This window comes from Serratia sp. LS-1 (genome assembly GCF_003719595.1).
GTDB lineage: Bacteria > Pseudomonadota > Gammaproteobacteria > Enterobacterales > Enterobacteriaceae > Serratia > Serratia ureilytica.
Genome location: NZ_CP033504.1, coordinates 3,160,620 through 3,185,561, shown reverse-complemented (window position 1 = coordinate 3,185,561; position 24,942 = coordinate 3,160,620). Strand labels below are relative to the sequence as shown.

General features: G+C 62.4%; 16 protein-coding genes. 5 read left to right on the top strand and 11 right to left on the bottom strand.

Annotated elements, in window-relative coordinates:
- Window positions 1-2: 2 nt before the first annotated feature.
- Genes mdtC through EDY99_RS15260 form a run of 3 tightly spaced genes read right to left on the bottom strand, consistent with a single transcriptional unit; the run spans window position 3 to window position 7,452 of the window.
- Window positions 3-3,083, bottom strand: a complete 3,081-nt coding sequence (gene mdtC, locus EDY99_RS15270) for a multidrug efflux RND transporter permease subunit MdtC (protein ID WP_047574078.1) — start codon at window positions 3,081-3,083, stop codon at window positions 3-5.
- Window positions 3,080-6,199, bottom strand: coding sequence for an MdtB/MuxB family multidrug efflux RND transporter permease subunit (locus EDY99_RS15265; RefSeq protein WP_033644058.1), 3,120 nt, complete (start codon window positions 6,197-6,199; stop codon window positions 3,080-3,082). The genes mdtC and EDY99_RS15265 overlap by 4 nt, the downstream gene beginning before the upstream one ends.
- Window positions 6,199-7,452, bottom strand: coding sequence for an MdtA/MuxA family multidrug efflux RND transporter periplasmic adaptor subunit (locus EDY99_RS15260; protein WP_089192124.1), 1,254 nt, complete (start codon window positions 7,450-7,452; stop codon window positions 6,199-6,201). The genes EDY99_RS15265 and EDY99_RS15260 overlap by 1 nt, the downstream gene beginning before the upstream one ends.
- A 269-nt stretch (window positions 7,453-7,721) precedes the next feature.
- Here EDY99_RS15260 and EDY99_RS15255 point away from each other — a divergent pair, with 269 nt between their 5' ends.
- Both EDY99_RS15255 and EDY99_RS15250 read left to right on the top strand, forming a co-directional pair.
- Window positions 7,722-8,675 (top strand): aldo/keto reductase, encoded by a 954-nt coding sequence (locus EDY99_RS15255; protein ID WP_060660366.1) that lies wholly within the window; start codon window positions 7,722-7,724, stop codon window positions 8,673-8,675.
- Between the two features lie 61 nt (window positions 8,676-8,736).
- On the top strand, window positions 8,737-9,354 hold the full coding sequence (locus EDY99_RS15250) for a pyridoxamine 5'-phosphate oxidase family protein (protein WP_033651545.1): 618 nt from the start codon (window positions 8,737-8,739) through the stop codon (window positions 9,352-9,354).
- On the opposite strand, the gene EDY99_RS15245 is transcribed toward EDY99_RS15250, so the two are convergent.
- The gene (locus tag EDY99_RS15245; RefSeq protein ID WP_033651544.1) at window positions 9,351-9,917 is read right to left on the bottom strand and encodes a GNAT family N-acetyltransferase; all 567 of its coding nucleotides are present in this window, start codon (window positions 9,915-9,917) and stop codon (window positions 9,351-9,353) included. The genes EDY99_RS15250 and EDY99_RS15245 overlap by 4 nt on opposite strands.
- 51 nt (window positions 9,918-9,968) lie before the next feature.
- The gene (gene yegD / locus EDY99_RS15240) at window positions 9,969-11,321 is read right to left on the bottom strand and encodes a molecular chaperone (RefSeq protein WP_033651543.1); all 1,353 of its coding nucleotides are present in this window, start codon (window positions 11,319-11,321) and stop codon (window positions 9,969-9,971) included.
- A gap of 271 nt (window positions 11,322-11,592) precedes the next feature.
- Between yegD and EDY99_RS15230 the strand changes: the two genes are divergently transcribed.
- From EDY99_RS15230 to alkA, 3 genes are all read left to right on the top strand, one after another.
- Entirely contained in the window at window positions 11,593-12,603 is a 1,011-nt protein-coding gene (locus tag EDY99_RS15230; RefSeq protein ID WP_033644051.1) for an AraC family transcriptional regulator, read from the top strand.
- A 147-nt stretch (window positions 12,604-12,750) separates the two neighbouring features.
- Window positions 12,751-13,590 carry an oxidoreductase gene (locus tag EDY99_RS15225; RefSeq protein WP_033651541.1) on the top strand — a complete coding sequence of 280 codons (840 nt, stop codon included), beginning with the start codon at window positions 12,751-12,753 and terminating at the stop codon, window positions 13,588-13,590.
- Window positions 13,591-13,751: 161 nt separating this feature from the next.
- Complete coding sequence (gene alkA, locus EDY99_RS15220) at window positions 13,752-15,242, top strand: DNA-3-methyladenine glycosylase 2 (protein ID WP_116286538.1); 1,491 nt, start codon at window positions 13,752-13,754, stop codon at window positions 15,240-15,242.
- A gap of 6 nt (window positions 15,243-15,248) precedes the next feature.
- Here alkA and EDY99_RS15215 read toward each other — a convergent pair whose 3' ends face one another.
- The 6 genes from EDY99_RS15215 to ppk1 form a co-directional block, all read right to left on the bottom strand.
- Window positions 15,249-15,602, bottom strand: a complete 354-nt coding sequence (locus EDY99_RS15215) for a DNA-binding protein (protein WP_033644048.1) — start codon at window positions 15,600-15,602, stop codon at window positions 15,249-15,251.
- A gap of 195 nt (window positions 15,603-15,797) precedes the next feature.
- Window positions 15,798-19,127, bottom strand: a complete 3,330-nt coding sequence (locus EDY99_RS15210; RefSeq protein WP_123061891.1) for a diguanylate cyclase — start codon at window positions 19,125-19,127, stop codon at window positions 15,798-15,800.
- Between the two features lie 185 nt (window positions 19,128-19,312).
- Window positions 19,313-20,746, bottom strand: coding sequence for a magnesium transporter (gene mgtE, locus EDY99_RS15205; protein ID WP_033644046.1), 1,434 nt, complete (start codon window positions 20,744-20,746; stop codon window positions 19,313-19,315).
- A 103-nt stretch (window positions 20,747-20,849) separates the two neighbouring features.
- Window positions 20,850-21,032 carry a YfgG family protein gene (locus EDY99_RS15200; protein WP_004941600.1) on the bottom strand — a complete coding sequence of 61 codons (183 nt, stop codon included), beginning with the start codon at window positions 21,030-21,032 and terminating at the stop codon, window positions 20,850-20,852.
- Between the two features lie 181 nt (window positions 21,033-21,213).
- Window positions 21,214-22,764 (bottom strand): exopolyphosphatase, encoded by a 1,551-nt coding sequence (gene ppx / locus EDY99_RS15195; RefSeq protein ID WP_033632396.1) that lies wholly within the window; start codon window positions 22,762-22,764, stop codon window positions 21,214-21,216.
- A gap of 10 nt (window positions 22,765-22,774) precedes the next feature.
- Complete coding sequence (gene ppk1, locus EDY99_RS15190) at window positions 22,775-24,838, bottom strand: polyphosphate kinase 1 (RefSeq protein WP_089197322.1); 2,064 nt, start codon at window positions 24,836-24,838, stop codon at window positions 22,775-22,777.
- Window positions 24,839-24,942 lie beyond the last annotated feature (104 nt).

Below are 24,942 nucleotides of genomic sequence, written 5' to 3'. Positions count from 1 at the left end.
CATTAGTGCGGCAGCGGGGCCAGCTGCTTGTTGCGGCGGAACTTCGCCTGCAGCCGGTCGAAGTAAAGATAGACCACCGGCGTGGTGTACAGCGTCAGCAACTGGCTCATCACCAGACCGCCGGCGATGGTGATGCCGAGCGGCTGGCGCAGCTCCGCGCCGTCGCCGCTGGTCAACACCAGCGGCAGCGCGCCGAACAGCGCCGCCAGCGTGGTCATCAGGATCGGCCGGAAGCGCAGCAGGCTGGCCTGGAAAATCGCCTCGCGGGCGCTGATGCCGCCGTTGCGCTGCGCCTCGAGCGCGAAGTCGACCATCATGATGGCGTTTTTCTTCACGATGCCGATCAACAGCATGATGCCGATCAGCGCGATCAGGCTGAACGGCGCGCCGAACAGCTCGAGCGCCAACAGCGCCCCCACGCCCGCGGAAGGCAGGGTGGAGAGGATGGTCAGCGGATGGATATAGCTCTCGTACAGCACGCCGAGCACGATATACACCGTGGCGATCGCCGCCAGGATCAGGATCAGCTGCGACTTCAGGGTGTCCTGGAACACCTGGGCGGTGCCGGCGAAGGCGCCGCGCACCGTGGACGGCACGCCGAGCTGAGTCATGGTGCGCTCGACAGCGGCGGTGGCGTCCGACAGGCTGCCGCCGTCCGGCAGGTTAAAGGAGATGGTCGAGGCGGCGGACAGCCCCTGATGGTTGACCGACAGCGGCGCGTTGGCCGGTCGCCAACTGGCGAAGTAGGAGAGCGGTATCGCCTTGCCTTCGTTGTTGATGATGAACATCTTGTCCAGCGAGCTGACGTCCTGAGTGTAAGGCGGCGCCACTTCCATCACCACTTTGTATTGGTTGAGCGGTTGATAGATGGTCGAAATCTGTCGCTGGCCGAAGGCGTTGTTCAACAGGTTGTTGGCGTCGGACACCGAAATGCCGAGACGCGCCATGGTCTCGCGATCGTAGACCAGATCCATCTCCGAGCCTTTATCCTGCTGATCCGAGTTGACGTCCGCCAGCTCGGGCAATGCCGCCAGCGCGGCGCGGATCTTCGGTTCCCAGTCGCGCAGCGCGGCGAGGTCATCCGCCAGCAGCGTATATTGGTAGCTGGCGTTGGCCTGGCGGCCGCCGACGCGGATATCCTGCACCGCCATCAAGAACAGGCTGGCGCCCGGTTCTTTGGCCAGGCGAGCGCGCAGGCGGGCGATCACTTTCTGCGCGTCGTCGCTGCGTACCGACAGCGGTTTCAGTGAGATGAACATCGAGCCGCTGTTGGTGCGCGAGCCGCCGGTAAAGCCGGTGACGTTTTCCACGTCCGGATCTTCGCGCACGATTTTCATGAAATCTTCCAGTTTGCCGCGCATCGCCTGGAACGAGATGCTCTGATCGGCCTGGATAAAGCCCATCAGGCGGCCGGTATCCTGTTCGGGGAAGAAGGTTTTCGGGATGCTGATATACAGCCAGACGTTGAGCGCAATGGTGGCGAGGAACACCGCCAGCACCCAGCGCGAGTGGCCAAGCACCCAGTTCAGCGAGCGTCCGTATCCCTGCTGCAGCGCCAGCAGCATTTTGCCGAAGCCGCGCGCGCGCCGCTGCGAACGCGCCGGCTGGTGGCGCAGCAGATAGGCGCACATCATCGGCGTGAGCGTCAGCGAGACGATCAGCGACAGCCCGATCGACACCGACAGGGTGACGGCGAATTCGCGGAACAGCCGGCCGGGCAGGCCCGCCATCAGCAGCAGCGGGATAAACACCGCCACCAGCGAAACGCTCATCGACAGCACGGTGAAACCGACCTCCCGCGCGCCCAGCAGCGCAGCGTTGATCGGTTTCATGCCGGCCTCGACGTGGCGGGAAATGTTTTCCAGCACCACGATGGCGTCGTCCACCACAAAGCCGGTGGCGATGGTCAGCGCCATCAGCGACAGGTTGTTGAGGCTGAAGCCGCACAGATACATGGCGGCGAACGAGCCGATCAGCGACACCGGCACGGCGACCGCCGGGATCAGCGTGGCGCGGCCGGAGCGCAGGAAGATGAACACCACCAGGATCACCAGCCCGATGGCGATCGCCAGCGACTGTTCGACCTCGGCCAGCGACGCGCGAATGGTCGGCGAGCGATCCTGCGCGACGTTGAGCGAGATTGCGGCCGGAATGTTTTCCTGCAGCGCGGGCAGCTCGGCGCGAATGCGATCGACGGTTTCGATGATGTTGGCGTCCGGCGCGCGGCTGATGGCCAGAACGATCGCCGGCTTGGCGTCGGTCATCCCGGCGTTGCGCACGTCCTGCACCGAATCTTTGACCTCGGCCACGTCGCCGAGCCGCACCGCCGAACCGTTGTTGTAATGAACGATCAGCGGGCGGTAGGCGTCGGCGGTTTTCAGCGCGTCGTTGGCCTGGATTTGCCAACGTTGCTGCGGGTTTTCGACGGCGCCCTGCGGGCGGCGCACGTTGGCGTTGCTGATGGCCTGCCGCACGGCATCCAGCGAAACACCCTGATTGAACAGCGCCGAAGGGTTCAACTCCACGCGCACCGCCGGCAGCGAGCTGCCGCCCACGGAAACGTCGCCGACGCCTTCGGTCTGGCTGATCTTCTGCGCCAGCTGGGTGGACGCGAAGTCGTAAAGCTGCCCCTGGCTGTAGGTGTCCGACGTCAGCGTCAGGATCATGATCGGCGCGTCGGAAGGGTTGACCTTGCGATAGCTGGGGCGGCTCGGCATGCCGGTCGGCAACAGGCTTTGCGCGGCGTTAATCGCCGCCTGCACGTCGCGCGCGGCGCCGTTGATGTCGCGGCTGAGATCGAACTGCAAAATCACCCGGGTGCTGCCGAGCGAGCTCATCGAGGTCATTTCATTGACCCCGGCGATGCGGCCCAGCGCGCGCTCCAGCGGCGTCGCCACCGAGGAGGCCATGGTTTCCGGCGAGGCGCCCGGCAGCGACGCGCTGATCGAAATCACCGGAAAATCCACCTGCGGCAGCGGCGACACCGGCAGCAGGCGAAAACCGATCGCGCCGCTGATGGCGATGGCCAGCGTCAGCAGGGTGGTGGCCACCGGCCGGTGAATGAACAGGGCGAAGAATTTCACGGCAGCTCCTGCGTATCCGGCTGGCGATGCGTGTTGCGCGCCAGTTTGTCAAACAGCAGGTAGATCACCGGCGTGGTGAACAGCGTCAGGATCTGGCTCATGATCAGGCCGCCGACCATACAGACGCCCAGCGGATGCCGCAGCTCCGCGCCGACGCCGGTGCTCAGCATCAGCGGCAGCGCGCCGAGCAAGGCCGCCAGCGTGGTCATCAGGATCGGCCGGAAACGCAGCAGGCAGGCCTGATAGATGGCGTCGCGCGGCGATAAACCCTGTTCGCGTTCCGCCGCCAGCGCGAAGTCGATCATCATGATGGCGTTCTTCTTCACGATGCCGATCAGCAGGATGATGCCGATGATGGCGATCACGTCCAGTTCGCTGCCGGCCAGCATCAACGCCAGCAGCGCGCCGACCCCGGCGGTCGGCAGGGTGGAGAGGATGGTCACCGGATGAATGAAGCTTTCATACAGCACGCCCAGCACGATATACATCGCCACCACCGCCGCCAAAATCAGCCACAGCGTGCTGCCGAGCGCCGCCTGGAAGGCCAGCGTCGCGCCCTGGAATTGGGTGGTGATGTCTTTCGGCATGGCGAGATTTTTTTCCGCCTGGGTGACCGCGTCTACCGCTTCGCCGAGCGAGTAGCCGGCGGCGACGTTGAACGAGACGGTGGCCGACGGGAATTGGTCGAGGTGGTTGACCGACAGCGGGCCGAACCGTTCTTCGATTTTGGCGATGGCGCTCAACGGCACCACGGCGCCGTCCTTGCCGCTCAGACGGATCTCATTGAGCGCCGCCAGCCCCGGCGTCGCGCTGACGTCGTGCTCCAACACCACCCGGTATTGATTGGCCTGGGTGTAGATGGTGGAGATCAGGCGTTGGCCGAAGGCGTTGTACAACGCATTGTCCACGTCGCTCATGGTGACGCCGAGGCGCGAGGCCGAATCGCGATCGACGTTGACGTAGGCGACCAGCCCCTGATCCTGCCAATCGCTGGTGACGTCCGCCAGCTGCGGGGTTTGTTTCAGCTCATCCATCAGCTGCGGCACCCACAGGCTGAGATCGTCCAGCGACATCGCCTGCAGGGTGAACTGGTACTGGGTGCGGCTGACCTGGGTATCGATGGTCAGATCCTGCACCGGCTGCAGGTACAGCTTCACGCCGGGGAACTGCGCCGTTTGCTGCTGCAACCGGCTGATGATCGCCGGAATGCGGTCGCTGCGTTCGCTCAGCGGCTTCAGGTTGATCTGCAGCCGGCCGCTGTTGAGCGTGGCGTTGCTGCCGTCGACGCCGACGAACGAGGTCAGGCTTTCCACCGCCGGATCTTTGAGGATCTGCGCCGCGACCTGCTGCTGGCGCTCGGCCATGTTGCTGAACGAAACGCTCTGCGGCGCCTCCAGCGTGCCCTGAATGATGCCGTTGTCCTGCACCGGGAAGAAGCCTTTCGGGATCAGCAGGTACAGCAACACCGTCAGCGCCAGGGTGCCCACGGCCACGCCGAGCGTCAGCCAGGGGTGGTTAAGCACCGTTTTCAGCCACTGGCCGTATCGCGCGATCACGCGCTCGAAAAAGCGCTCGGAGGCGGCGGAGAAGCGGTTCTGCTTGCGCAGCGATTCGTGGCTGAGCATGCGGGCGCACATCATCGGCGTCAGCGTCAGCGATACCACGGCGGAGATCAAAATCGCCACCGCCAGCGTCACGGCGAACTCGCGGAACAGGCGGCCGACGATGTCGCCCATGAACAGCAGCGGGATCAGCACCGCCACCAGCGAGAAGGTCAGCGAGATGATGGTGAAGCCGATCTCGCCGGCCCCTTTCAGCGCGGCGTCGAGCGGCTTTTCCCCTTTCTCGATGTAGCGCGAGATGTTCTCGATCACCACGATGGCGTCATCCACCACGAAACCGGTGGCAATGGTTAATGCCATCAGCGTCAGGTTATTGATGGAGAAGCCGAGGAAATACATGGCGGCGAAGGTGCCGACCAGCGACAGCGGCACCGCCACGCTGGGGATAATGGTCGCCGGCACGTTGCGCAGGAACACGTAGATCACCATCACCACCAGCGCGATCGCCAGCAGCAGCTCGAACTGCACGTCGCTGACCGAGGCGCGGATGGTGGTGGTGCGATCGGTCAACACCTTGACGTCGACCGACTTGGGCAGGCTTTTAATCAGCGTCGGCAGCATTTCGCGGATGCTGTCGGCGGTGGTGATGACGTTGACGCCGGGCTGGCGCTGAATGTTCAGCACGATCGCCTGTTGCTGGTTGGCCCAGGCCGCCAGTCGGGTATTTTCCGCCCCTTGTTCGATGGTGGCGATATCCTGCAGGCGGATCGCCGCGCCGTTCTGATAGGCGACGATCAGCTGGCGATAGTCGTCGGCGGATTTCATTTGGTCGTTGGCGGACAGGGTGACCGAGCGGGTCGGGCCGTCCAGGCTGCCTTTTGCCGAGTTGACGTTGGCGTTGCTGATGGCGGTGCGGATGGTTTCGCTGTTCAGGCCATAGGCGGCGACCGCCGCGGCGTTCAGTTTTACACGCACCGCCGGGCGTTGGCCGCCGGCCAGGGTCACCAGGCCGACGCCGGTCACCTGAGAGATTTTCTGCGCTACGCGCGTCTCCACCATGTCTTCCACCTGCGTCATCGGCATGGCGGTGGAGGTGACGGCCAGCGTCAGGATCGGCGGATCGGCCGGGTTAACCTTGCTGTAAATCGGCGGGTAGGGCAGATCGTTCGGCAATAGGTTGGTGGCGGCGTTGATCGCCGCCTGCACTTCCTGCTCCGCGACGTCGAGCGGCAGCGCCAGCTGGAATTGCAGCGTCACCACCGAGGCGCCGCCGGAGCTTTGCGACGCCATTTGCTTCAGGCCGGACATCTGGCCGAACTGGCGTTCCAGCGGCGCGGTAATGGCGGAGGTGACCACGTCCGGGCTGGCGCCGGGATACAGCGTCACCACCTGGATGGTCGGGTAGTCCACTTCCGGCAACGCGGAAACCGGCAGCGCACGATAGCCGATGATCCCCGCCAGCAGTATCGCCACCATCAGCAGGGTGGTGGCGACCGGGCGCAGGATAAACAGGCGGGAAGGGCCGCCGCCGCGGGTCGGTGGCATCACCTGCATCAGGACTTCCTCTGAACGTCAGGTTCGCGCTTGGCTTTTGACGCCGCAGGCGCGTCGTTCGGCGCCAGCACTTCCACCTGCATGCCTTCGGTCAGGCGATCGATGCCGTCGGTCACCACCCGATCGCCGGCGTTGAGGCCGGCGCTGATCACCACCTGCCGGCTGTCCTGCACGCCGGCGGTGACCCGGTGTTTGCTGACCTTGTTGTCTTCGCTGAGCGTCCAGACGAAGTTGCCTTCGTTGCCCATCTGCAGCGCGGCGGTCGGGATCACCACCGCATCGTGCAGGGTATCCACCTGCAGCCGCGCGTTGACGAACTGGTTGGGGAACAGCGCGTCGTCTTCGTTGGCGAAGCGCGCTTTCAGCTTGATGGTGCCGGTGGCGGTATCAATTTGGTTGTCCAGGCTCAGCAGCGAACCGGTCGTCAGCTTGTTCTGGTTGGTGCGATCCCAGGCTTCGACGCTCACCGGCCCGGCTTTTTGCGCCTTGAGCAGATCGGCGATGTTGCCTTCGGGCAGCGTGAACACCACGTCGATCGGGTGCGTCTGCGTGATCACCACCAAACCGGTGGTGCTGCCGCTGGTGACGTAGTTGCCGACGTCGACCAGTTTCAACCCGACGCGGCCGTCGATTGGCGCAGTGATGCGGCTGTAGGTGATCTGCAGTTTGGCGCTGTCGACCGCGCCCTGATCGGCTTTGATGGCGCCTTCGGTTTGCTGCACCAGCGAGGCCTGCGTATCCAGCTCTTGACGGGAAACCAGATTGGTTTTCACCAATTGCTGATAGCGCGCCAGATCGCGCCGGGCATTGGCCAGCGTGGCCTGATCTTTCGCCAACTGCCCCTGCGCCTGGGTCAGCTGCACCTGGAACGGCCGGGGATCGATCTCCGCCAGCAGATCGCCGGCTTTGACCTGTTGGCCTTCGGTAAAGTGGATCGCCATCAGTTGGCCGTCGACCCGGCTGGTAACGGTGACGGTATTGGCGGCGGTGGCGGTGCCCAAGCCGGAAAGATAGCGCGGCACCGTCTGTTGCGTGGCCGTCGCGGCCTGCACCGGCGACATCGCCGCGCCGCGCCGCCCGCCCGCCGCGCGACCGGTCCCCGCTTTGCCGCCGGCCTGCTGCGCGCCCGGGGCCGTGCCGGCCGGCGGTTGAGCGGCGTTAAAATAACGCCAGGCGAAGACGGCGGCGATGACCAGGATGGCCGCAACCAGCAGGCGCGGCATCAGGGAACGGCGTTGGGGTTTTGCATTCATGGCGGCGAAAATTCTCTCCAAAAGGCAGGGGTGCGGGCACTCATTGCCACAAAAATGACACTCCTTACAGGATACTAGTTTAGCCAGCGGGGACGGCATAAAAATGAAGGAAATATGGAGGAACCGTCAGCATTGTCCTAATAAGTGGGTGATTTGAGCGTGCTATGTTTATAAGTGATTTGTTTCAGCTTATAGCCAATCCGTTTTAGCGTTCTATCCTGGTTGGCGCTAATAATTAACCCGCGAATCTTTTCCCACAGGAGCAGGTGATGAGCAACAGAGAATTGGGCCGCTCAGGCATTCAGGTGCCGGCGTTGACCTTTGGCGGCAATGTGTTCGGTTGGACGGCGGATCAAGCGACCTCGTTCAGCCTGCTGGATGCGCTGGTGGACAATCAGCTCAACTTTATCGATACCGCCGACGTTTATTCCAGCTGGGCGCCGGGCAACCGGGGCGGCGAATCGGAAACCGTCATCGGCGAATGGCTGAAGAAGAGCGGCAAGCGCGACCAGGTGATCATCGCCACCAAGGTGGGTAAACCGATGGGCGAAGGCAAACAGGGTCTGTCGCCGCGCTATATTCAGCAGGCGGTGGAGGATTCGCTGCGGCGCCTGCAAACCGATTATATCGATCTTTATCAGTCGCATGACGATGACCGCGATACGCCGCTGGAAGAGACGCTGGCGGCGTTCGATGCGTTGATTAAGGCCGGCAAGGTGCGGGCGATCGGCGCCTCCAACTATCAGGCGGATCGCCTGGAAGAAGCGCTGCGGGTGAGCGAGAGCAACGGATTGGCGCGCTACGAAACCCTGCAGCCGGAATACAATCTGTATGCGCGCGAAGGGTATGAAGCCGAGCTGGAGCGGGTGGCGCAGCGCCATGGCCTCGGGGTGATCAACTTCTTCGCGCTGGCCAGCGGCTTTCTGACCGGCAAATACCGCAGCAAAGCGGATGAGGGCAAAAGTCAGCGCGGCGATCGCATCGTCGAACGCTACCTGAACCCGCGCGGTTTCCGCATCCTGGCGGCGCTGGATCAGGTGGCGGGCAAACACGGCGTCTCTGCGGCGCAGGTCTCGCTGGCCTGGCTGATCGCGCGTCCGAGCATCACCGCGCCGATCGTCAGCGCCACCTCGTTGTCGCAGCTGGATGAGTTGGTCAGCGCCACGCGTCTGACGCTGGATGCGGACGACATTCAGACGCTGAACCACGCCAGCGCCGAGTAAGAGCCGCCGGCGATTTTGCTCTATGCTGAAGGGGTCAATATGACTCATTCAGGAAACTGCAATGTCTGGCGATATCATCAACGACCTCGCGGCGCTGGAACAGCTGTACGGCAAGCCCGCCGCGCCCTCGGTTTTTAAAGAAGTCAGCTACATCCACCCGGCTTACCGTCCGTTTATCGAGGCGGCGCCGTTCGCCGCCCTCTCGACGGTGGGGCCGGACGGCATGGACGTCTCGCCGCGCGGCGATCCGGCCGGTTTCATTCATATCGAAGACGAGAAAACCCTGCTGTTGCCGGATCGGCGCGGCAATAACCGCATCGACAGCCTGCGCAATATCCTGCACGACAACCGGGTGGCGCTGCTGCTGCTGATCCCCGGCATCGGCGAAACGCTGCGGATTAACGGGCGGGCGGAGATCGTGGTGGCGCCGGCGGTGTTGCAGCGTTTCGCCCACCGTAACCAGCTGCCGCGTTCGGTGCTGCGCATTCGGGTGGAGGCGGTGTTCTTCCAGTGCAGCCGGGCGATCTTGCGTTCGGGGTTATGGGAAGAGGCCAGCCGCCTCGAGCGTTCGGCGCTGCCCAGCCCCGGCCATATTTTGGCCGCGGTGAGCCAAACGCGCTTCGACGGTGAGGAGTACGACAGCGCGCTGCCGCAGCGGCTGAAGGATACGCTGTATTAATCGCCGTGGCGTTCGCGCCACGTTTGTCGGTTCAGCCGGTACAAGACGTGCTTTTGTAGCGGATGGCCCGCCGGCAGACGCGGGTGCAGGAAGGTTTCGCCGTCGAAGCGCATACCGATGCGCGTCATCACCCGGCGCGACGGCTGGTTATCTTCGGCGGTGAAGGACACCACTTCCGGCAAATGCAGCGTGTCGAAGGCGCACGCCAGCGCGGCGCGCGCCGCCTCAGCGGCGTAGCCGTTGCCCCAGTGGGCCGCCGCCAGCCGCCAGCCGATCTCCACGCAGGGGGAGCAAGGCAGATCGTCGCCCGGCCGCGCCAGCCCGACAAAACCGATAAAAGGCGCGCCGCTTTTCACTTCCACCGCCCACAGCCCCCAGCCGTGCTGTTGCAGGAAGGCGCGGATGCGTTCGGCCTGCGCGCGGCTTTCCTCGGCCGTCATCGTCGCCGGGAAATAGCGCATGACCTGCGGATCGGCGTTGAGCGCGGCGAAGGCCGGCAGGTCGTCGTCGCGCCAGGGGCGCAGCCGTAGCCTGGCGCTGTCGAGGGTAAGGATGGTCGACATGATGCATAGCCTCCAATGAACAAGGGCGCGGCGAGCCGCGCCCTTGGGCTGTCAACGGAAAAGCGTTTGCGCCCAGCGCGCCAGCCCGGCGGTGACCGAGCCGAAGTCGTTGCCGCCGACGATCGGAATGCCCGGCAGCTGCTGTTGCAGCGCGGCGCGCAGCAGCGGCGAACGCGCGCTGCCGCCTGTCAGGTAGATCACCTGCGGCGCGGTCTGGCTGCTGGCCAGCGCGGCGCTGACCTGCTCCTGAATGCGCATCAACGGCTGCGAGATGGCGTCGGCGAGCTGATCCTGGCTGATGTTCTCCGCCAGATCGGCCTGCACGAAATTGAGCGGCGCGCTGATGGCCGTTTGGCCGGACAGGGCGATCTTACTCTCTTCGGCCGCCCGCACCAATCGGTAGCTCAGGCGCTGCTGGTACACTTTCAGCAGGCGCTTGACCTTTTCCGGCTCCGCCGCGTCGAGGATCAGATCGCGCAGCACGCGGCCGTTGGCGGTGCTGTAGAAATCGTTTTGCGCCGGCACATCGTTGGTCGCCACCGCGTTCCAGTAAGGCAGCGCCGGCAGGGCGATGCCTTTCGCGGTTTCGCCACCCAGGCCGAACAGCGGCATCAGCTGCTTGAAGGCCAGCATGATGTCCAGATCGTTACCGCCGACCCGGCAGCCGCTGTGGCCCAGCAGGCTCTGCTGGCGATCGGCGCGGTTGCGCCACTGCGGCCCCATCAGCAGCACCGAGCAGTCGGTGGTGCCGCCACCGATGTCCACTACCAGCACGGTTTGCTCTTCGCTCAGCGTCGCTTCGAAGTCCAGCCCCGCCGCCACCGGCTCGAACTGGAATTCAATGTCCTTGAAACCGGCGCGTTCGGCGGCGCGTTGCAGAATGCCCTGCGCCTGCCGGTTGGCTTCGTCGCCGCCGATGCCCTGGAAGTTGATCGGTCGGCCGATCACCGCCTGATCGATGCCGGTTTGCAGCACATTTTCCGCCTGGCGTTTGATGTGGAACATCATGGCGCACACCAGGTCTTCGAACAGCGCGATCTGCTGTGGTTTCAGGCCGTTGGCGCCGAGGAAGGACTTCGGCGAGCGCACGAAGTACACCTCTTCCGGATCTTCCATATAGTGCGCCAGCGCCTGCAGGCCGAACAGCACGCTGTCGCCGTTGACCGGAATGTCTTCTTCGCGGTTGTAACTGATGGCGCGGCGCAGCAGCTGCTGGTTTTCTTCGCTGCCGGTCGGGATCTGCCAATGGCGGTGCAGGCATTCGCTCACCGCTTCGCGGGTCGGCGCGCACAGCATCGAAGGCAGATAGGGCGCGTTGTTTTCCAGCGTCAACAGCTCGGGGCCGTGGTCGCGCATCACTGCAACGGAACAGTTGGCTGTCCCGTAATCGAATCCAATAAACATCTCTTTTTTGTCCCCATGCCAATGAAGGGGGGCGACTTTACCCGAGACGGGGCCGGCGGGCAATGCGCCAATGCGCGAGTGTCGAAAAATTTAGCGGGCGCGGCGGCTTGCGCGAACTTTCTCAGTGCGGATAACGCTCAAGCCGCAGCAATGGCACAGTCGGCTATGAAAATGGCGTGCTTCGCCCATCAAGACGCACGCCATTTCTTTATACTCAACAGGTATTCCGAGCGGGGAATGCCTTTCCCTATGACTCTGTGATGAGGATTTCATGACGCGCAACTCGACCTTTCTCATGAATATCGGCTGGAGAACCCTGCTGAAAGATCTGGGGCTCCAGCCGACGGATGTTTTACGCCGGGCTGCATTGCCTGAAGATCTGTTGTCACGCACCGCTGAAGGGATCACTACGGAAGAATATTTCCGCTTCTGGCGCGCGATGGAGGAAGGAACGGGCGACCCGTTGTTTCCGTTGAAAATCGTTGCGCTGATGTCAACGGAATCGTTTGACCCTCCGATATTCGCCGCCCTGTGCAGCGCCAATCTGGCGCAAGCTGTCCAGCGGTTAGCGAAATACAAGCAACTTACGGCGCCGATGAGCCTGGAGCTCGCCATCGGCCCTGAAGGCGAAATGACGATTTCACCCCGCTGGTTGTTGGCGGAGGAGGCGGTACCGGCGTCTTTACTGGTGGCTGAGCTGGCATTTTATGTTCGGCTGGCGCAGCTTGCCACGCGCGAACCGGTAAAAGCGCGCCGTATCACCTTGCCTGAACTGCCGCCTGCAGCCCTTTCACGCCCCTTGGCAGCCTTCTTCGGCTGCGCGGTAACGCCTGGGGCAGGGCCGGGTATTACTTTCTCCTCCGCAGATGCCTTGCGTCCCTTTTTGACAGTGAATGAGGGCATGTGGCGCGTTTTCGAACCCGAGCTGCGTCGTCGCCTCAGTGAACTGGACGCCACGGCAACCACCGGAGAGCGCGTTTGTGCGGTGCTGCTGGAGTTGATTCCCAGCAATACCGCCGGCATCGACGCGGTGGCGGCAAGATTGGGCATGAGCCGCCGGACGCTGCAGCGGCGTCTGGAAGATGAGGGCGAGAGTTTTCGTTCGCTGAGCAACGGCACCCGGGAAAAATTGGCGCGCCACTATCTTAAGCATTCGACCCTTACCAGCGGAGAGATTGCCTTTTTGCTCGGTTTTGAAGAGCCGAACTCTTTCTTCCGCGCCTTTCACGAATGGACAGGGCAAACGCCGGAAGCGGCTCGCCAGGCGATGCGGCTGAATTAGCCGAGAGGCGCTGTTCACGTTGGCGCATTCTGCGAGTTGATTGGCGCGGTTCGACATGGTTGCGGCAGGGCCCGTCGCTTAAAGTGGACAACATACAGACTGCGCAGGCAGTCGCCAACGCAATCATCCTAATAAGGAGCAGTCAGTATGAAGTCCAAAGTGATCCTGGTGACCGGCGCCTCGTCCGGTATTGGCGAAGCCACCGCCGTCACGTTAAAGCAGCGCGGGCATACCGTTTATGCGGCCGCCCGCCGGGTTGAACGCATGCAGGCTCTGGCTGCCGCCGGCATTCGCGTTTTGCCGTTGGACGTCACCGACGATGCTTCCATGGCGCAGGCGGTAAAGACCATCATCGCCGAAACGGGGCGTATCGATGTGTTGGTCAATAACGCCGGTTACGGCTCCTATGGCGCTATTGAAGACGTTTCTGCGGATGAGGCTCGCGCTCAATTTGATGTGAATGTGTTCGGTGCGGTTCGGCTGACGCAGCTGATTTTGCCGCACATGCGAGCGCAGCGCTCCGGCACCGTCATCAATATTACGTCGATGGGCGGGAAAATACATACGCCGCTGGGCGGATGGTATCACGGCACCAAATTCGCCTTGGAGGCCATCAGCGACTGTTTGCGCATGGAGGTGCAACCTTTCGGCATCGACGTCGTGGTGATCGAACCCGGCGGCATCCAGAGTGAATGGGCGGATATCGCCGCGGAAAAACTGATCGGCGTTTCCGGCCAGAGCGAGTACGCCGCTCAGGCTCACGCTGTCGCCCACGCCATGGTCAGCGACGCCAGCAAGAAACGGCAATCGCCGCCGAGCGTGATTGCCGATACGATCGCCAAAGCCGTCGCCGCCCATCGTCCGAAAACGCGCTATGCCGTGGGGTTTGGCGCGAAACCGCTGATTTTTCTGCGGCGCTTGTTGTCCGATCGCGCCTTCGATGGGCTGATGCGCCGGGCATTGGGGGTACCGCGCCAGGGGCAATAAGTCGTCGGGCAGCGGGGCTTTATGTCGGTGGCGGTGAAAATGGTGCGTCTGAACACTGTTCAGACGCATAATCATTAAAGACAATCGCTAATCTGGACGGTGGGAAGGTGCGTAACTTAATGTCCGAATTCCGCACGTCAGCGCGCTAGCCGAGTCCCATAATGCAGAAAAAACCGAACCCGAGCGTTGCCATGAATACTCAACAGCAAGCGTTGTACGACGCGCTGCGCGCGCGTGACCGCAAATTCGACGGCCGTTTTTTCGTCGGCGTCTCTTCCACCGGCATCTATTGTCGCCCGGTGTGCAGCGCCCGCACGCCGAAGCTGGAAAACTGCACCTTTTATCCGAGCGCGGCGGCGGCTGAACTGGCGGGGTTTCGCCCCTGCCTCAAATGCCGACCGGAACTGGCGCCCGGCCTGGCGCTGATCGATCTGGGCAACCGCTATGCCCAGGTGGCGGTGCAGCTCATCGAGCAGGGGTATCTGTCCGAACACAGCTGCGAAGCGCTGGCGGCGCGGCTGGGCATTTCCGATCGCCATCTGCGGCGCATCTTCGCCGAACAGTTTGGCGCCTCGCCGATCGATTACGCGCAGTCGCACCGGTTGCTACAGGCCAAGCGCCTGCTGGCGGACACCGATCTGCCGCTCAGCGAGGTGGCGTTCGCCGCCGGTTTCGGCAGCCTGCGGCGTTTCAACGAGCTGTTCAAGGCGCGTTACCGCCTGATCCCGTCGGCGCTGCGCAGCGGCGGCGCGCGCGGTGAACGGGCCGCCGCCAGCGGGTTGGTGTTTCACCTGGGCTATCGGCCGCCCTATGACTGGGCGCGCATGCTGAATTTCTTGCAGGCGCGCGCCGTGCAGGGCGTGGAGCGGGTCGAGGGGCGCCGCTACCTGCGCTCGATCGCCGTCAGCCAGGGCGGCACGGAACACCGCGGCTGGCTCAGCGTGCAGCCGGAAGAGGCGCGCAATCGGGTTCGGGTCGAGATTGCGCCGACGCTCAGTCTGGTGACGACGGAGGTGTTGCGCCGGGTGCGCCTGCTGTTTGATCTGGACGCCGCGCCGGATCGCATCAATGAGGCGCTGGGCTCGCTGGCGGCCGATGCGCCGGGGCTGCGCCTGCCGGGCTGCGTGAACAGTTTCGAGCAGGCGGCGCGTGCGGTGCTGGGGCAGTTGGTCAGCGTGAAAATGGCGGCGACCTTCGCCGGGCGGATGGCCGAACGCTGGGGCGAAGCGCTGGCGACGCCACATGAGGGCATCACCCACGTTTTCCCCACAGCAGAACGGGTGGCGCAGCTGCAGCCTGAAGAACTGCGCCCGCTCGGGGTGCAAGTGAAGCGCGCGGCGGCGCTGATCGAGATCGCCCGCGCGCTGGGGGAAGGACGGCTGCAGCTCGACAACGTGCTGGATATCGAACAGGGCATCAAGGCGCTGACCGCGCTGCCGGGTATCGGTAGCTGGACCGCCAGCTATATCGCGATGCGCGCCTGGTCGTGGCCGGACGTGTTCCTGGCCGGCGACTACCTGATCAAACAGCGTTTCCCCGGCATGACGCCGCGCCAGATTGAACGCTACGCCGAACGTTGGCGCCCGTGGCGCTCTTACGCCACGCTGCACCTGTGGCACAACGGCGGCTGGGCGCCGGAAGGAGAGAGTTGAACGCGGCTAGCGGGGGGACTCGATCAGCTGGAGCAGGCGGCTCATGCCTTCACGCATCAGGAACGCCAGCAGCTTTTCCCGTTCGGCCGGCGTGAGGTGATAGTAATACTCGATCCAGACCCGTACCGGATCCTGACGTTTGACGTCGTAATCCGGATGGTCGGTTTCGCGCAACGCCGACAGGCTGCGCGCGCCGAACGGCAGACTGTCGATATGGTATTCCAGCGCTTTGCCCTGCACGCCGCTGCGGCGGCGACTGACCCAGCCTTCGCGCCGGGCCATCAAATTGACCCCTTGCGGGGTTGACGGCAACCCCGCCTTACCCATCAGTTCCCTGGCGGAAAACCATTTCTTTTCCATAGTCCCTTGTCTCTGAGCCATCACCTGTCGAGGAAAATCAACGGATACGCTGATACTCGTACGGGTGCTTCATCTTACTTAATCGTTTAAGCCTAAGGTGTTATTTATATCACTAATCTTGTCTTGGTTAATATCATGTAACGAACGAGATGCGAGGCGCCGCCCGGGAGACGGCGCCTGAGTGGGGGGAGAGGGTTAACGGATGCCGAAATAGCCGTCGCTGAGCAACACCGCCAGCGGCTGCTCCAGCGCCACCTGGTCGCCGTCCGCCAGATCGACGCCAATGTCGCGCAGCGCCTGCAGCGTCACCGGCTGGTGAGCCGGTCCGGCGAAGGTCTGCGCTTTAATGCGATGCGCCGCGCCGTTGAGCATCGAGACCATCAGCTCGTCCATCTGGTTGCAGTGCACGTTGGTGATAAAGCGCTCATCGATGCGAATGATGTCGATCCTCTGGTCGCTGAGCTCATCGAACGCATTGATGTTATGCCCGAAGCCGTTGACGATCAGCCGGCAGCCCTGCTGCTGCAGTTCGCGGAGAAATGCCCGACACTGCGCGGCGTGCTCCAGTATCGCGGCCTCATCGACGCTGAACAGCAGCGCCTGCGGCGGCAGCGAGGAAGCGCGCACCGTTTCCGTCAGGTAGCGCTGGAAGTCGGCGCTCAGCAGGCTGTCGATGGCCAGCGGCAGCGCGAGCGACAGCCCTTTGCGTTTGATGTCGTCGGCATATTTCACCAGCAGTTGCGCCGCCGTCCAGCGGTCGATGTCCGGCATCAGGCCGTACAGCTGCGCGGCGGCGATGAACGCCTCGTGCGACAGCGGGCGGTCGTCCGGCGCCATCACCTGCAGCTTCACCTGGTGAAACGCGGCCGACAGCGGCGTCGCCGGCGGCGCGACCGCGTGAGTCAGCAGCCGCAGTTGCCCCTCGCTGATGATCGTCTGCACTTCCTGCAGGCTCAGCACCTCGTGTTGCCGCTCCAGCAGCTGTTTCTGCCGCGTTTCGTACAGATAAACCTGGCCGCGCCCCTGGTGCTTGGCGGTGTAGCAGGCGATATCGGCCTGCGCCAGCAGTTCGCTGCTTTTGGCGTCGGCGCTGATGCGCGTGATGCCGGCGCTGGCGCCGACGCGGTAAATCTTCCCTTCCCAGTAGAACGGGTGCTGGCTGATTTGATTAACCACTTGCTGCACCAGCGATTTGGCCTGTTCCAGCCGGCAGTCGTACAGGATCAGACCGAACTCGTCGCCGCCCAGCCGGGCCAGGCAGTCGCTATGGCGCAGCTGATGCCGCATCAGTTGGGCGATGTCCCGCAGCAGGGCATCGCCCGCCGCATGGCCGGCGGTGTCGTTCACCGCCTTGAACCGATCCAGATCGAGGAACACCAGCGAATGCGGCGGCGACGGTTCCCCGCCGGCGACGATCGCCGCCTTCAGCTGTTTCTCGAAGCGGGTGCGGTTCGGCAATCCGGTCAGCGCATCGTGCGAGGCGCTGTAGCTGAGTTTTTTCATCAGTTCGCGCGAGGCGGTGACGTCCTGCAGCACCATCACCGCGCCCATGGTTTCCCCGTCGAGGGTTTTCAGCGGTGAGACCGACTGCTGTACGTCGAAATAACGCCCGTCGCGGCTGTGCAGCACCAGCGCATAATCCGCCGGCCATTGCCGTGGGTATTGCGTGAGGTTTTCGATTTCCGGGCCGTCTTTGCCGTTGGTCAGGCGCACCACGCCGGCGACGGGCATACCGATCGCCAATTCGAGCGGCCAGCCGCACATCTGTTCCGCCACCGGATTCATAAAGGTGATGCGCAGGTGGCTGTCGGTGGAGATCACCCCTTCGCCGATGGCGTCGAGGGTGATGTGCAGGCGCTCTTTCTCTTCGTGCAGCGCCTCGGCGAGGCTCTTGAGCTCGGTCATGTCGATATTGGTGCCGATCAGGCGCAGCGGCCGGCCCTGATCGTCGAGGATCACGTTGCCCTGGCCGCGGATATGGCGCACTTTGCCGCTGCGCGTAGTGATGCGAAACTCCATGATGAATGCCCGCGGCTGCGCCAGGATCTCGGCCAGCTCGCGATCGGTGCGCTCGCGATCTTCCGGCACCAGCAGGGTGCGCCACAACGCCAGCGTCGGCGTTTGGTCGGGGGTGAGATCGTAGAGTTCGAACATGCGCTGATCCCAGGTGAAGTTTTCCTGGCTCATCACCCATTCCCAGATGCCGACGCCGCCCACCTGGTTGGCCAGCGTGATGCGCTCCACCAACCGATTGTTCTCCGCCTCGCTGCGCTTAAGGTCGCTGATGTCCTCCACCTGAGAGATGAAGTACAACGGCCGGCCTTCGCCGTCGCGCACCAGCGAGACCGCCAGCAGCGCCCAGACCGTCTGGCCGTCGCTGCGGATATAGCGCTTCTCCATGGTGTAGCTGCTGATATGGCCGTCGAGCAGTTCGTGCAGTTGGGTCAGGTCGGCGTTCAGATCGTCCGGGTGGGTGATCTCTTGAAAGGTCAGGCGATAAAGTCTTTCGGGCGGATAGCCGAGCAGCTTGCACAGCGCCTGGTTAACCTGCAGCCATTTGCCCTCCGGCGACACCAGCGCCATGCCGATGGCGGAATACTCCAGCGCGCTGCGAAAGCGGCTTTCGCTCTCGACGATATGTTGCTTTTCCACCCGGAAGGTGTGCATCACCATCGCCATGGCGTGCGCCGGGATCAGGATCAGCAACATCGGCAGATAGAGGCCGAGTTCGCCCAGGAAAGTGTGCTGGGAAGACTGAAGGCGCAGCAGGCCCAGCGACAGCAGGACGGTGATCAGCAAGAGAGTGCAGAAACAGACGGTGAAGGTTTCGAAGCGCGACAGCGCGATAGCCGCCCACAACAGCGGCAGGATGACGAAGGTAAAGGGGAAGGGCAGATGCGTCAGCGCCAGATAGCTGAAGGCCAGCGAGCCCATCAGGGTCAACAGCAGCGGATACGGATTCAGCCCTGCCAACAGGCGGCGGTGATAGGTGAGCCCGAGCGGCGCCAGCGACAGCACCCCTATCGCCTCAGAGATGAACCAGGTGCCGAACGATTGCCAAAACGTTTGGTCCGGCGTGGGGGTCAGTCCGGCGGCCAGCAGCGCGCTGAACAACGGGGTAAATATCACCGCGCAGACCACGAAGCGCAGCCAACAGCCCAGATCGCTCAGCGGATCGATCGCCGGCAGCGTGCGGCGCAGCAGCAGAGCGCATACTGCCGCTTCCAGCAGGTTGATGGCGGCCAGCTTGACGGGAATGGCGCTGAGGCCGAACAGCAGGAAGCTGGCGAGCACGATGCCTGTGCCGCTGGCCAGCAGCGGCAAACCCCAATGACGCGGGGGATGGCGATACAGCACGGCGATCGCGGCGGCGGTCGGGAACCACAGCGGCGTGAAGTGGCGGGCTTCGCTGGACAGCGACAGGCTCAGCAAGGCGAGCAAAAACGTCGCCAGCGCCACGAACAGGGAATGCGTCACCACGACGCCTTTGTGTGTGCCGAACGTGTTCGGCGCGCTGATATCCATAGACACCCTTACCGATGGCCTCTGTCAGTGATTGGATTCATGACGTGGATGAATTAAGACGATTTATTGGCAAAGGGTAGTACAGCGCGAGAGGAAAACCTACCGGGAAGCCCGACTTTACTGCGTTAACGCCAGCCCGGCGACAGAATGACGAAAAAGCCGGCGCGAGGCCGGCTTTTGGCGTATTACAGCAGGAACAGAGTGGCGAGGCCGAGGAAGATGAAAAAGCCGCCGGTGTCGGTCAGCGCGGTGATGAGCACGCTCGAGCCGACCGCCGGATCGCGGCCCAGTTTGAGCATGGTCATCGGGATCACCACGCCCATCAGCGCCGCCAGCAGCAGGTTTAGCAGCATCGCCAGCGTCATCACGCCGCCCATCGCCGCGTCGCCGTACAGCAGCCAGGTGATAACGCCCATGATGCCGCCCCACACCACGCCGTTGATGATGGCGACGCCCAGCTCCCTGAGCATCAGGCGCGAGATGTTGCCGACTTCAATCTGGTGCAGCGCCAGCGCGCGCACAATCATGGTGATGGTCTGGTTGCCGGTGTTGCCGCCGATGCCAGCGACGATCGGCATCAGCGCCGCCAGCGCCACCAACTGGGAAATGGTGTGTTCGAACAGGCCAATCACGCGCGAGGCGACGAACGCGGTACAGAGGTTGATCGCCAGCCAGGCCCAGCGGGTCTTGACCGCCTTGCTGACCGGGGCGAACACGTCTTCTTCCGGGCTCAAACCGCCCATGCGGCGCAGGTTGGTGTCGCTCTCTTCGTTGACGGCGTCGACGATCTCTTCGATAGTCAGGCGGCCCATCAGTTTGCCTTTGGCATCAACCACCGGGGCGCTGATCAGGTCGTAACGTTCGAACGCGCCGGCCGCTTCATCGGCCTTGTCTTCGGGCTGAAAGGTGGCGGGATCGCTGTCCATCACTTCGCGCACCGGGATCTCCGGGTCGTTCAGCAGCACTGCGGTGAGCGGCAGTTCGCCCAGCAGGGTGTTTTTGCGATCGGTGACGAACAGTTTATCGGTGGCGTCGGGAATGGTTTTGCGCATGCGCAAAAAACGGTGCACCGCGCCGAGCGTGACGTCCGGCCGCACCGTCACCAGTTCGAAATCCATCATCCAGCCGACGCTGTCTTTGGCGTACTGGCTCATCTCGCGCACCTGGGCACGCTGCTCCGGCTCCAGCGAGGTCAGCAACCGGCCCATCAGGTTACGCGGCAGGTATTGCGCCAGATAGGCCTGCTCGTCGACGTCCAGCGTTTTGATCGCTTTGAGCAGGTCTTTATCGCTCATTTCTTCGATCAGGCTGTCCCAGACCGGTTCGGCGACTTCCACCAGCGTCTGGCCGCGCTTGCTGTTGCCCACCAGCCGCCACAGCGCCATGCGTTCGTCCTGCGGCAGCGCTTCCAGCAGGTCCGCCAGGTCGGCGGCGTGCATGTCGTCCAGCAGGCCGGTGATTTCCGCCGTTTGGTTCAGCCGTTCGCTTTGGCTGAGGGCGTGTTCATCCCCTGGTCGGCCGAGAATGCCATCGACCAATTCTTTATTGTTCAACAGCAGAGTGAGAATGCGCTGGCGGTGTTCAGCGACTTTTTTGACGTTATGGGTTGCGGCTGACATGGTGTTCCTTAACGGGCGCTCGGCGTTCCTGACGCAGGCTCATTAAAAGATAGAGCATAGCGAGTGCCGGAGTCATTTTTATGAAACGGACGGGGCGCGGCGGTTATTCAGAGGAGGCGTCCTGTTGCGGCGCGCTGACTTCGGCGGCGTTTTGCGCAGCGGCCTGCTTTTTTTCCTGATGATGAGGCACCGCCACCACGGCGGCGTACAGCAGTCGGCCGACTAAAATGATAAAGCTGATAAACAACACTATCTTCGTCATCTGTCCGGTGGTTTTCTTGCGCATATATCACCCGGTATGCCGGTGTCCTGTGTTATTCGCTCGAGAATTTGTAACCGGATTTTAGGCGCTGATGACAAAAGTTGTCCATTTTTTTCCGGCGAGCGGCGCGCCGTATTAGGGTTTCGTTTAGGTTGGCGGAGCGGGGGCGAAAAGAAAAACCCCCTGGCTGGCAGGGGGCGGGGGATCAGGCGGAGCGTTGTTCGTCTTGCGAACCTTCTTCGTCGATCAGAAGCTTCCAGCCGACGACGTCGTTCCAGTAGGCCTGCTCGCGCTCGAAGTCCAACTGCACCAGGTTGTTTTGCGCCAGGTAGCCGGCCGGGAAGCGCAGCGTCCAGTGGTTGTCGTCGGTGGTCAGGCGCAGCGTTTCCGGCGTGGTGGTCGACTGGCGCTGGTTGTTGAGCAGGGTGCTCAGACGCAGCAGTTGGATCAGCGGCAGGTAGTGTTTCTTTTTGAACAGGTTGAGGCGCGGCAGCTCTTCCAGCTTGATCGCCTTGCGGTGGAAACGCACCAACGCCGCCAACAGCAGCTGCTGTTCCTGGTTAAAGCCAGGCAGGTTGGAGTTTTGCAGAATGTAGGCCGAATGGCGATGCATGCCGCTGTGGTTGATGCTCAGCCCCACTTCGTGCAGCATGGCGGCCCATTTCAGCAGGGCTTCCAATTGCGGATGCACCAGCTTGGTGTTTTGCGCCATCCACTGCGAATAGAGCAGTTCGGTGGTTTCCAGCACTCGCTTGGCCTGTTCGCGGTCGATGTTGTAGTGATCGGCCAGGCTTTTGGCGGTGCGGCTGCGGATGTCCTGGTGGCGGAAGCGGCCTTCCATTTCATACAGCACGCCTTCGCGCAGCGCACCGTCAGACAGGCGCAGATCGCGGATCGCCAGTGCATCGAACACGCCGCACAGAATAGCCAGCCCCGGCACGAACACCGATTGGCGATCTTCCGACAGCCCCGGCAGGCTCAGTGAGCTGAAGCTTTTGAACTGCAGCACCTGTTCGGCGAGCATTTCCAGGCGTTCGAGGGTGATCAGACCGTCTTTTTCGCCCATCGCCACCAGCACTTCGTGGGCGGCCTTGATGGTGCCCGAGGCGCCCAGCGCGTACTGCCAGCCCTGAATGCGGTACTGCCAGGCCAGCGTTTCCAGCTTCTGCGCCGCCGCCAGCCGCGCGCGGCGGAAGTTGTTTTTGCTGATCTCGCCGCCGGGGAAGAACAGCTGGGCGAAGCTGACGCAGCCCATGCGGCGGCTTTCCGCCAGCAGCGGCTCGAAGTCTTCGCCGATCACCAGCTCGGTCGAGCCGCCGCCGATGTCGATCACCAGCTTGCGGCCTTTCTCCGGTTGCGTGTGCTCCACGCCCATGAAGATCAGGCGCGCTTCTTCCTGGCCGGCGATGATTTCGATCGGGTAGGGGATCACTTTGGCGGCGCGCTTGAGGAACACTTCGGCGTTCACCGCCTGGCGCAGGGTGTGGGTCCCGACGATGGTGACGTTATCCGCCGGGAAGCCCTGCAGCCGTTCGGCAAACAGCGCCAGGCAGGCCAGGCCGCGTTCTATCGCCTCTTCACTGAGTACGTTGTTGCTGTCCAATCCGTCGGCGAGGTGCACCCGCTGTTTTAAACGGCCCAATACTTGTAAGGCGCCGTTGACGACGCGGGCGATCACCATGTGGAAACTGTTCGACCCGAGGTCGATGGCGGCGATTTCCTGCGGTTTGTTCGTTGCAGTGTTTTTTAGCGGCATAGTTGCTGGCCTACTGTCCTGGTTGTTCCAGAGCTTTTAAATACTCGTAAATAGCCACCTGGGCGCGCACTTTGCGGCGGTTGCCGCGCGGCACGTACTGGTTGCTCAGTTCTTTATCCACATAACGGGCCTTGACCGTATCGCTGAACAGGATCTCCAGAATGTCCAGAACGCGCTGTCTCAGCGCCGGATCCAGCAGCGATACCGCCACTTCGATACGGTAATCTATGTTGCGGGTCATCCAATCGGCGGAGGACAGATACACCCGTTTGTCACCTTTGTTGTCGAAAACGTAAACCCGATCGTGTTCCAAAAAGCGATCGACGATGCTGATCACCTGAATATTGTCGCTGATCCCCGGCAGGTTGGGAATCAGGGAACACATACCCCGCACCAGCAGGCGGATCTTCACGCCGGCGCCGGACGCGGTATATAACCGATCTACCAGCCCTTTATCCACCAGATTATTTATTTTCAACATAATGCCGGCCTGTTCCCCGGCCTGGGCGTTGGCGATTTCGTTGTCGATCAGCTCATACAGCTTCAGGCGCGAGTTCTGCGGCGACACCATCAGGTTGTCGAAGGTGACCGGCCGGTAGGGGTTCTCGATAAAGTTGAACACCCGGCGCACTTCGTTGGTGATGCGCGAGTCGGCGGTCAGCAGCGAATAGTCGGTATAGATGCGCGCGGTTTTTTCGTTAAAGTTGCCGGTGCCGATATGAGCATAGCGCACAATTTCATCGCCTTCACGGCGCGAAATCAGGAACAGTTTGGCGTGGATTTTCAGCCCCGGCGCCGAGAAGATTACGTGTACGCCGGCTTCGGTCAGGCGCTTCGCCCAGTGAATGTTGGCCTCTTCGTCGAAGCGCGCCTGCAGCTCGACCACTACCGTGACCTTTTTGCCGTTGTGCGCGGCGTGGATCATCGATTCGATGATGCGCGAGTCTTTCGCCACGCGGTAGATGTTGATTTTGATCGCCAGCACGCTCGGATCGAACGACGCCTGGCGCAGCAGCTCCAGCACGTGCTCAAAGGTGTGGTACGGGTAGTAGAGCAGCACGTCTTTTTCGCGAATGGCGTCGAAGCCGTTGCGGAAACCGTCGAACCAGATGTGGCGCAGGCGCGGCAGCGGCTTGTTGACCAGATTGGCCTTGCCGACGTTCGGGAAGCTGATGAAGTCTTTAAAGTTGTGATAGCGGCCGCCGGCGATCACCGAATCGTAGTTGGAGATGCCCAGCTTGCCGCGCAGCAGTTCCACCATCTCGTTCGGCATGTCGCGCTGATAAACGAAGCGCACCGGTTCGGCGGTGAGGCGCTGTTTCAGGCTGGAGGACATCAGTTCCAGCAGGCTGGATTCCATTTCGGTCACCAGATCGTACTCGGCGTCGCGGGTCATCTTCATCGAATAGGCGTTGAGCGCGTCGTAGTCGAAGAAGCCTTTGAAAATCTCATCCAGGCAGTAACGCAGAATGTTGTCCAGCAGGATCATCGGCTTGCGGCGGCGCGGCGCTTCCGGCGGCAGATTGACGAAGCGCGGCACTTTGTCCGACGGGATTTCCAGCAGCGCATAGTCGGTGCGCGCGCCGCGGATAATTTCCACCGCCAGATAGGTGTAATCGTCTTTCAGGAACTGCACCAGATTGGTGTCGTGGTTGATCAGGATCGGCGTGATGTGCTGGCGCAGATGCTGTTTGAAATACTGGCGCAGCCAGATTTGCTGGTTTTCGGACACCTGGCGTTCGTTGATCAGGAAGATCTGGTTGCGCGCCATTTCCAGCAGCAGATCGTTGTACAGGCCGTCGAATTCCTGATCGGTTTTCAGCACCTTGGCCTGGATCTTTTTCAGCAGGTGGCGCGAGGCGCCGGCGGAGCCCTGCTCTTCGCTGATCAGGATGCGGCGTTTGAGATCGGCGAAGCGGACCTTATAGAACTCGTCGAGGTTGTTGGAGTAAATGCCCAGAAAACGCATTCGTTCAATCAGGGGATTGCTCTTATCTGCGGCTTCCTGCAACACGCGTTCATTAAAGGATAACCAGCTTAGTTCTTTTTCGATGTAGAGCTTTTCCTGACCCATTGCCACTCCAGTTCAATTTTAGAATAGGATCCGGGACGCAGCGCCCGGATGCCGCTCTAGTGTCCTTCATCATTATTGCGAGAGATTGACAGGAAAGTCCAACA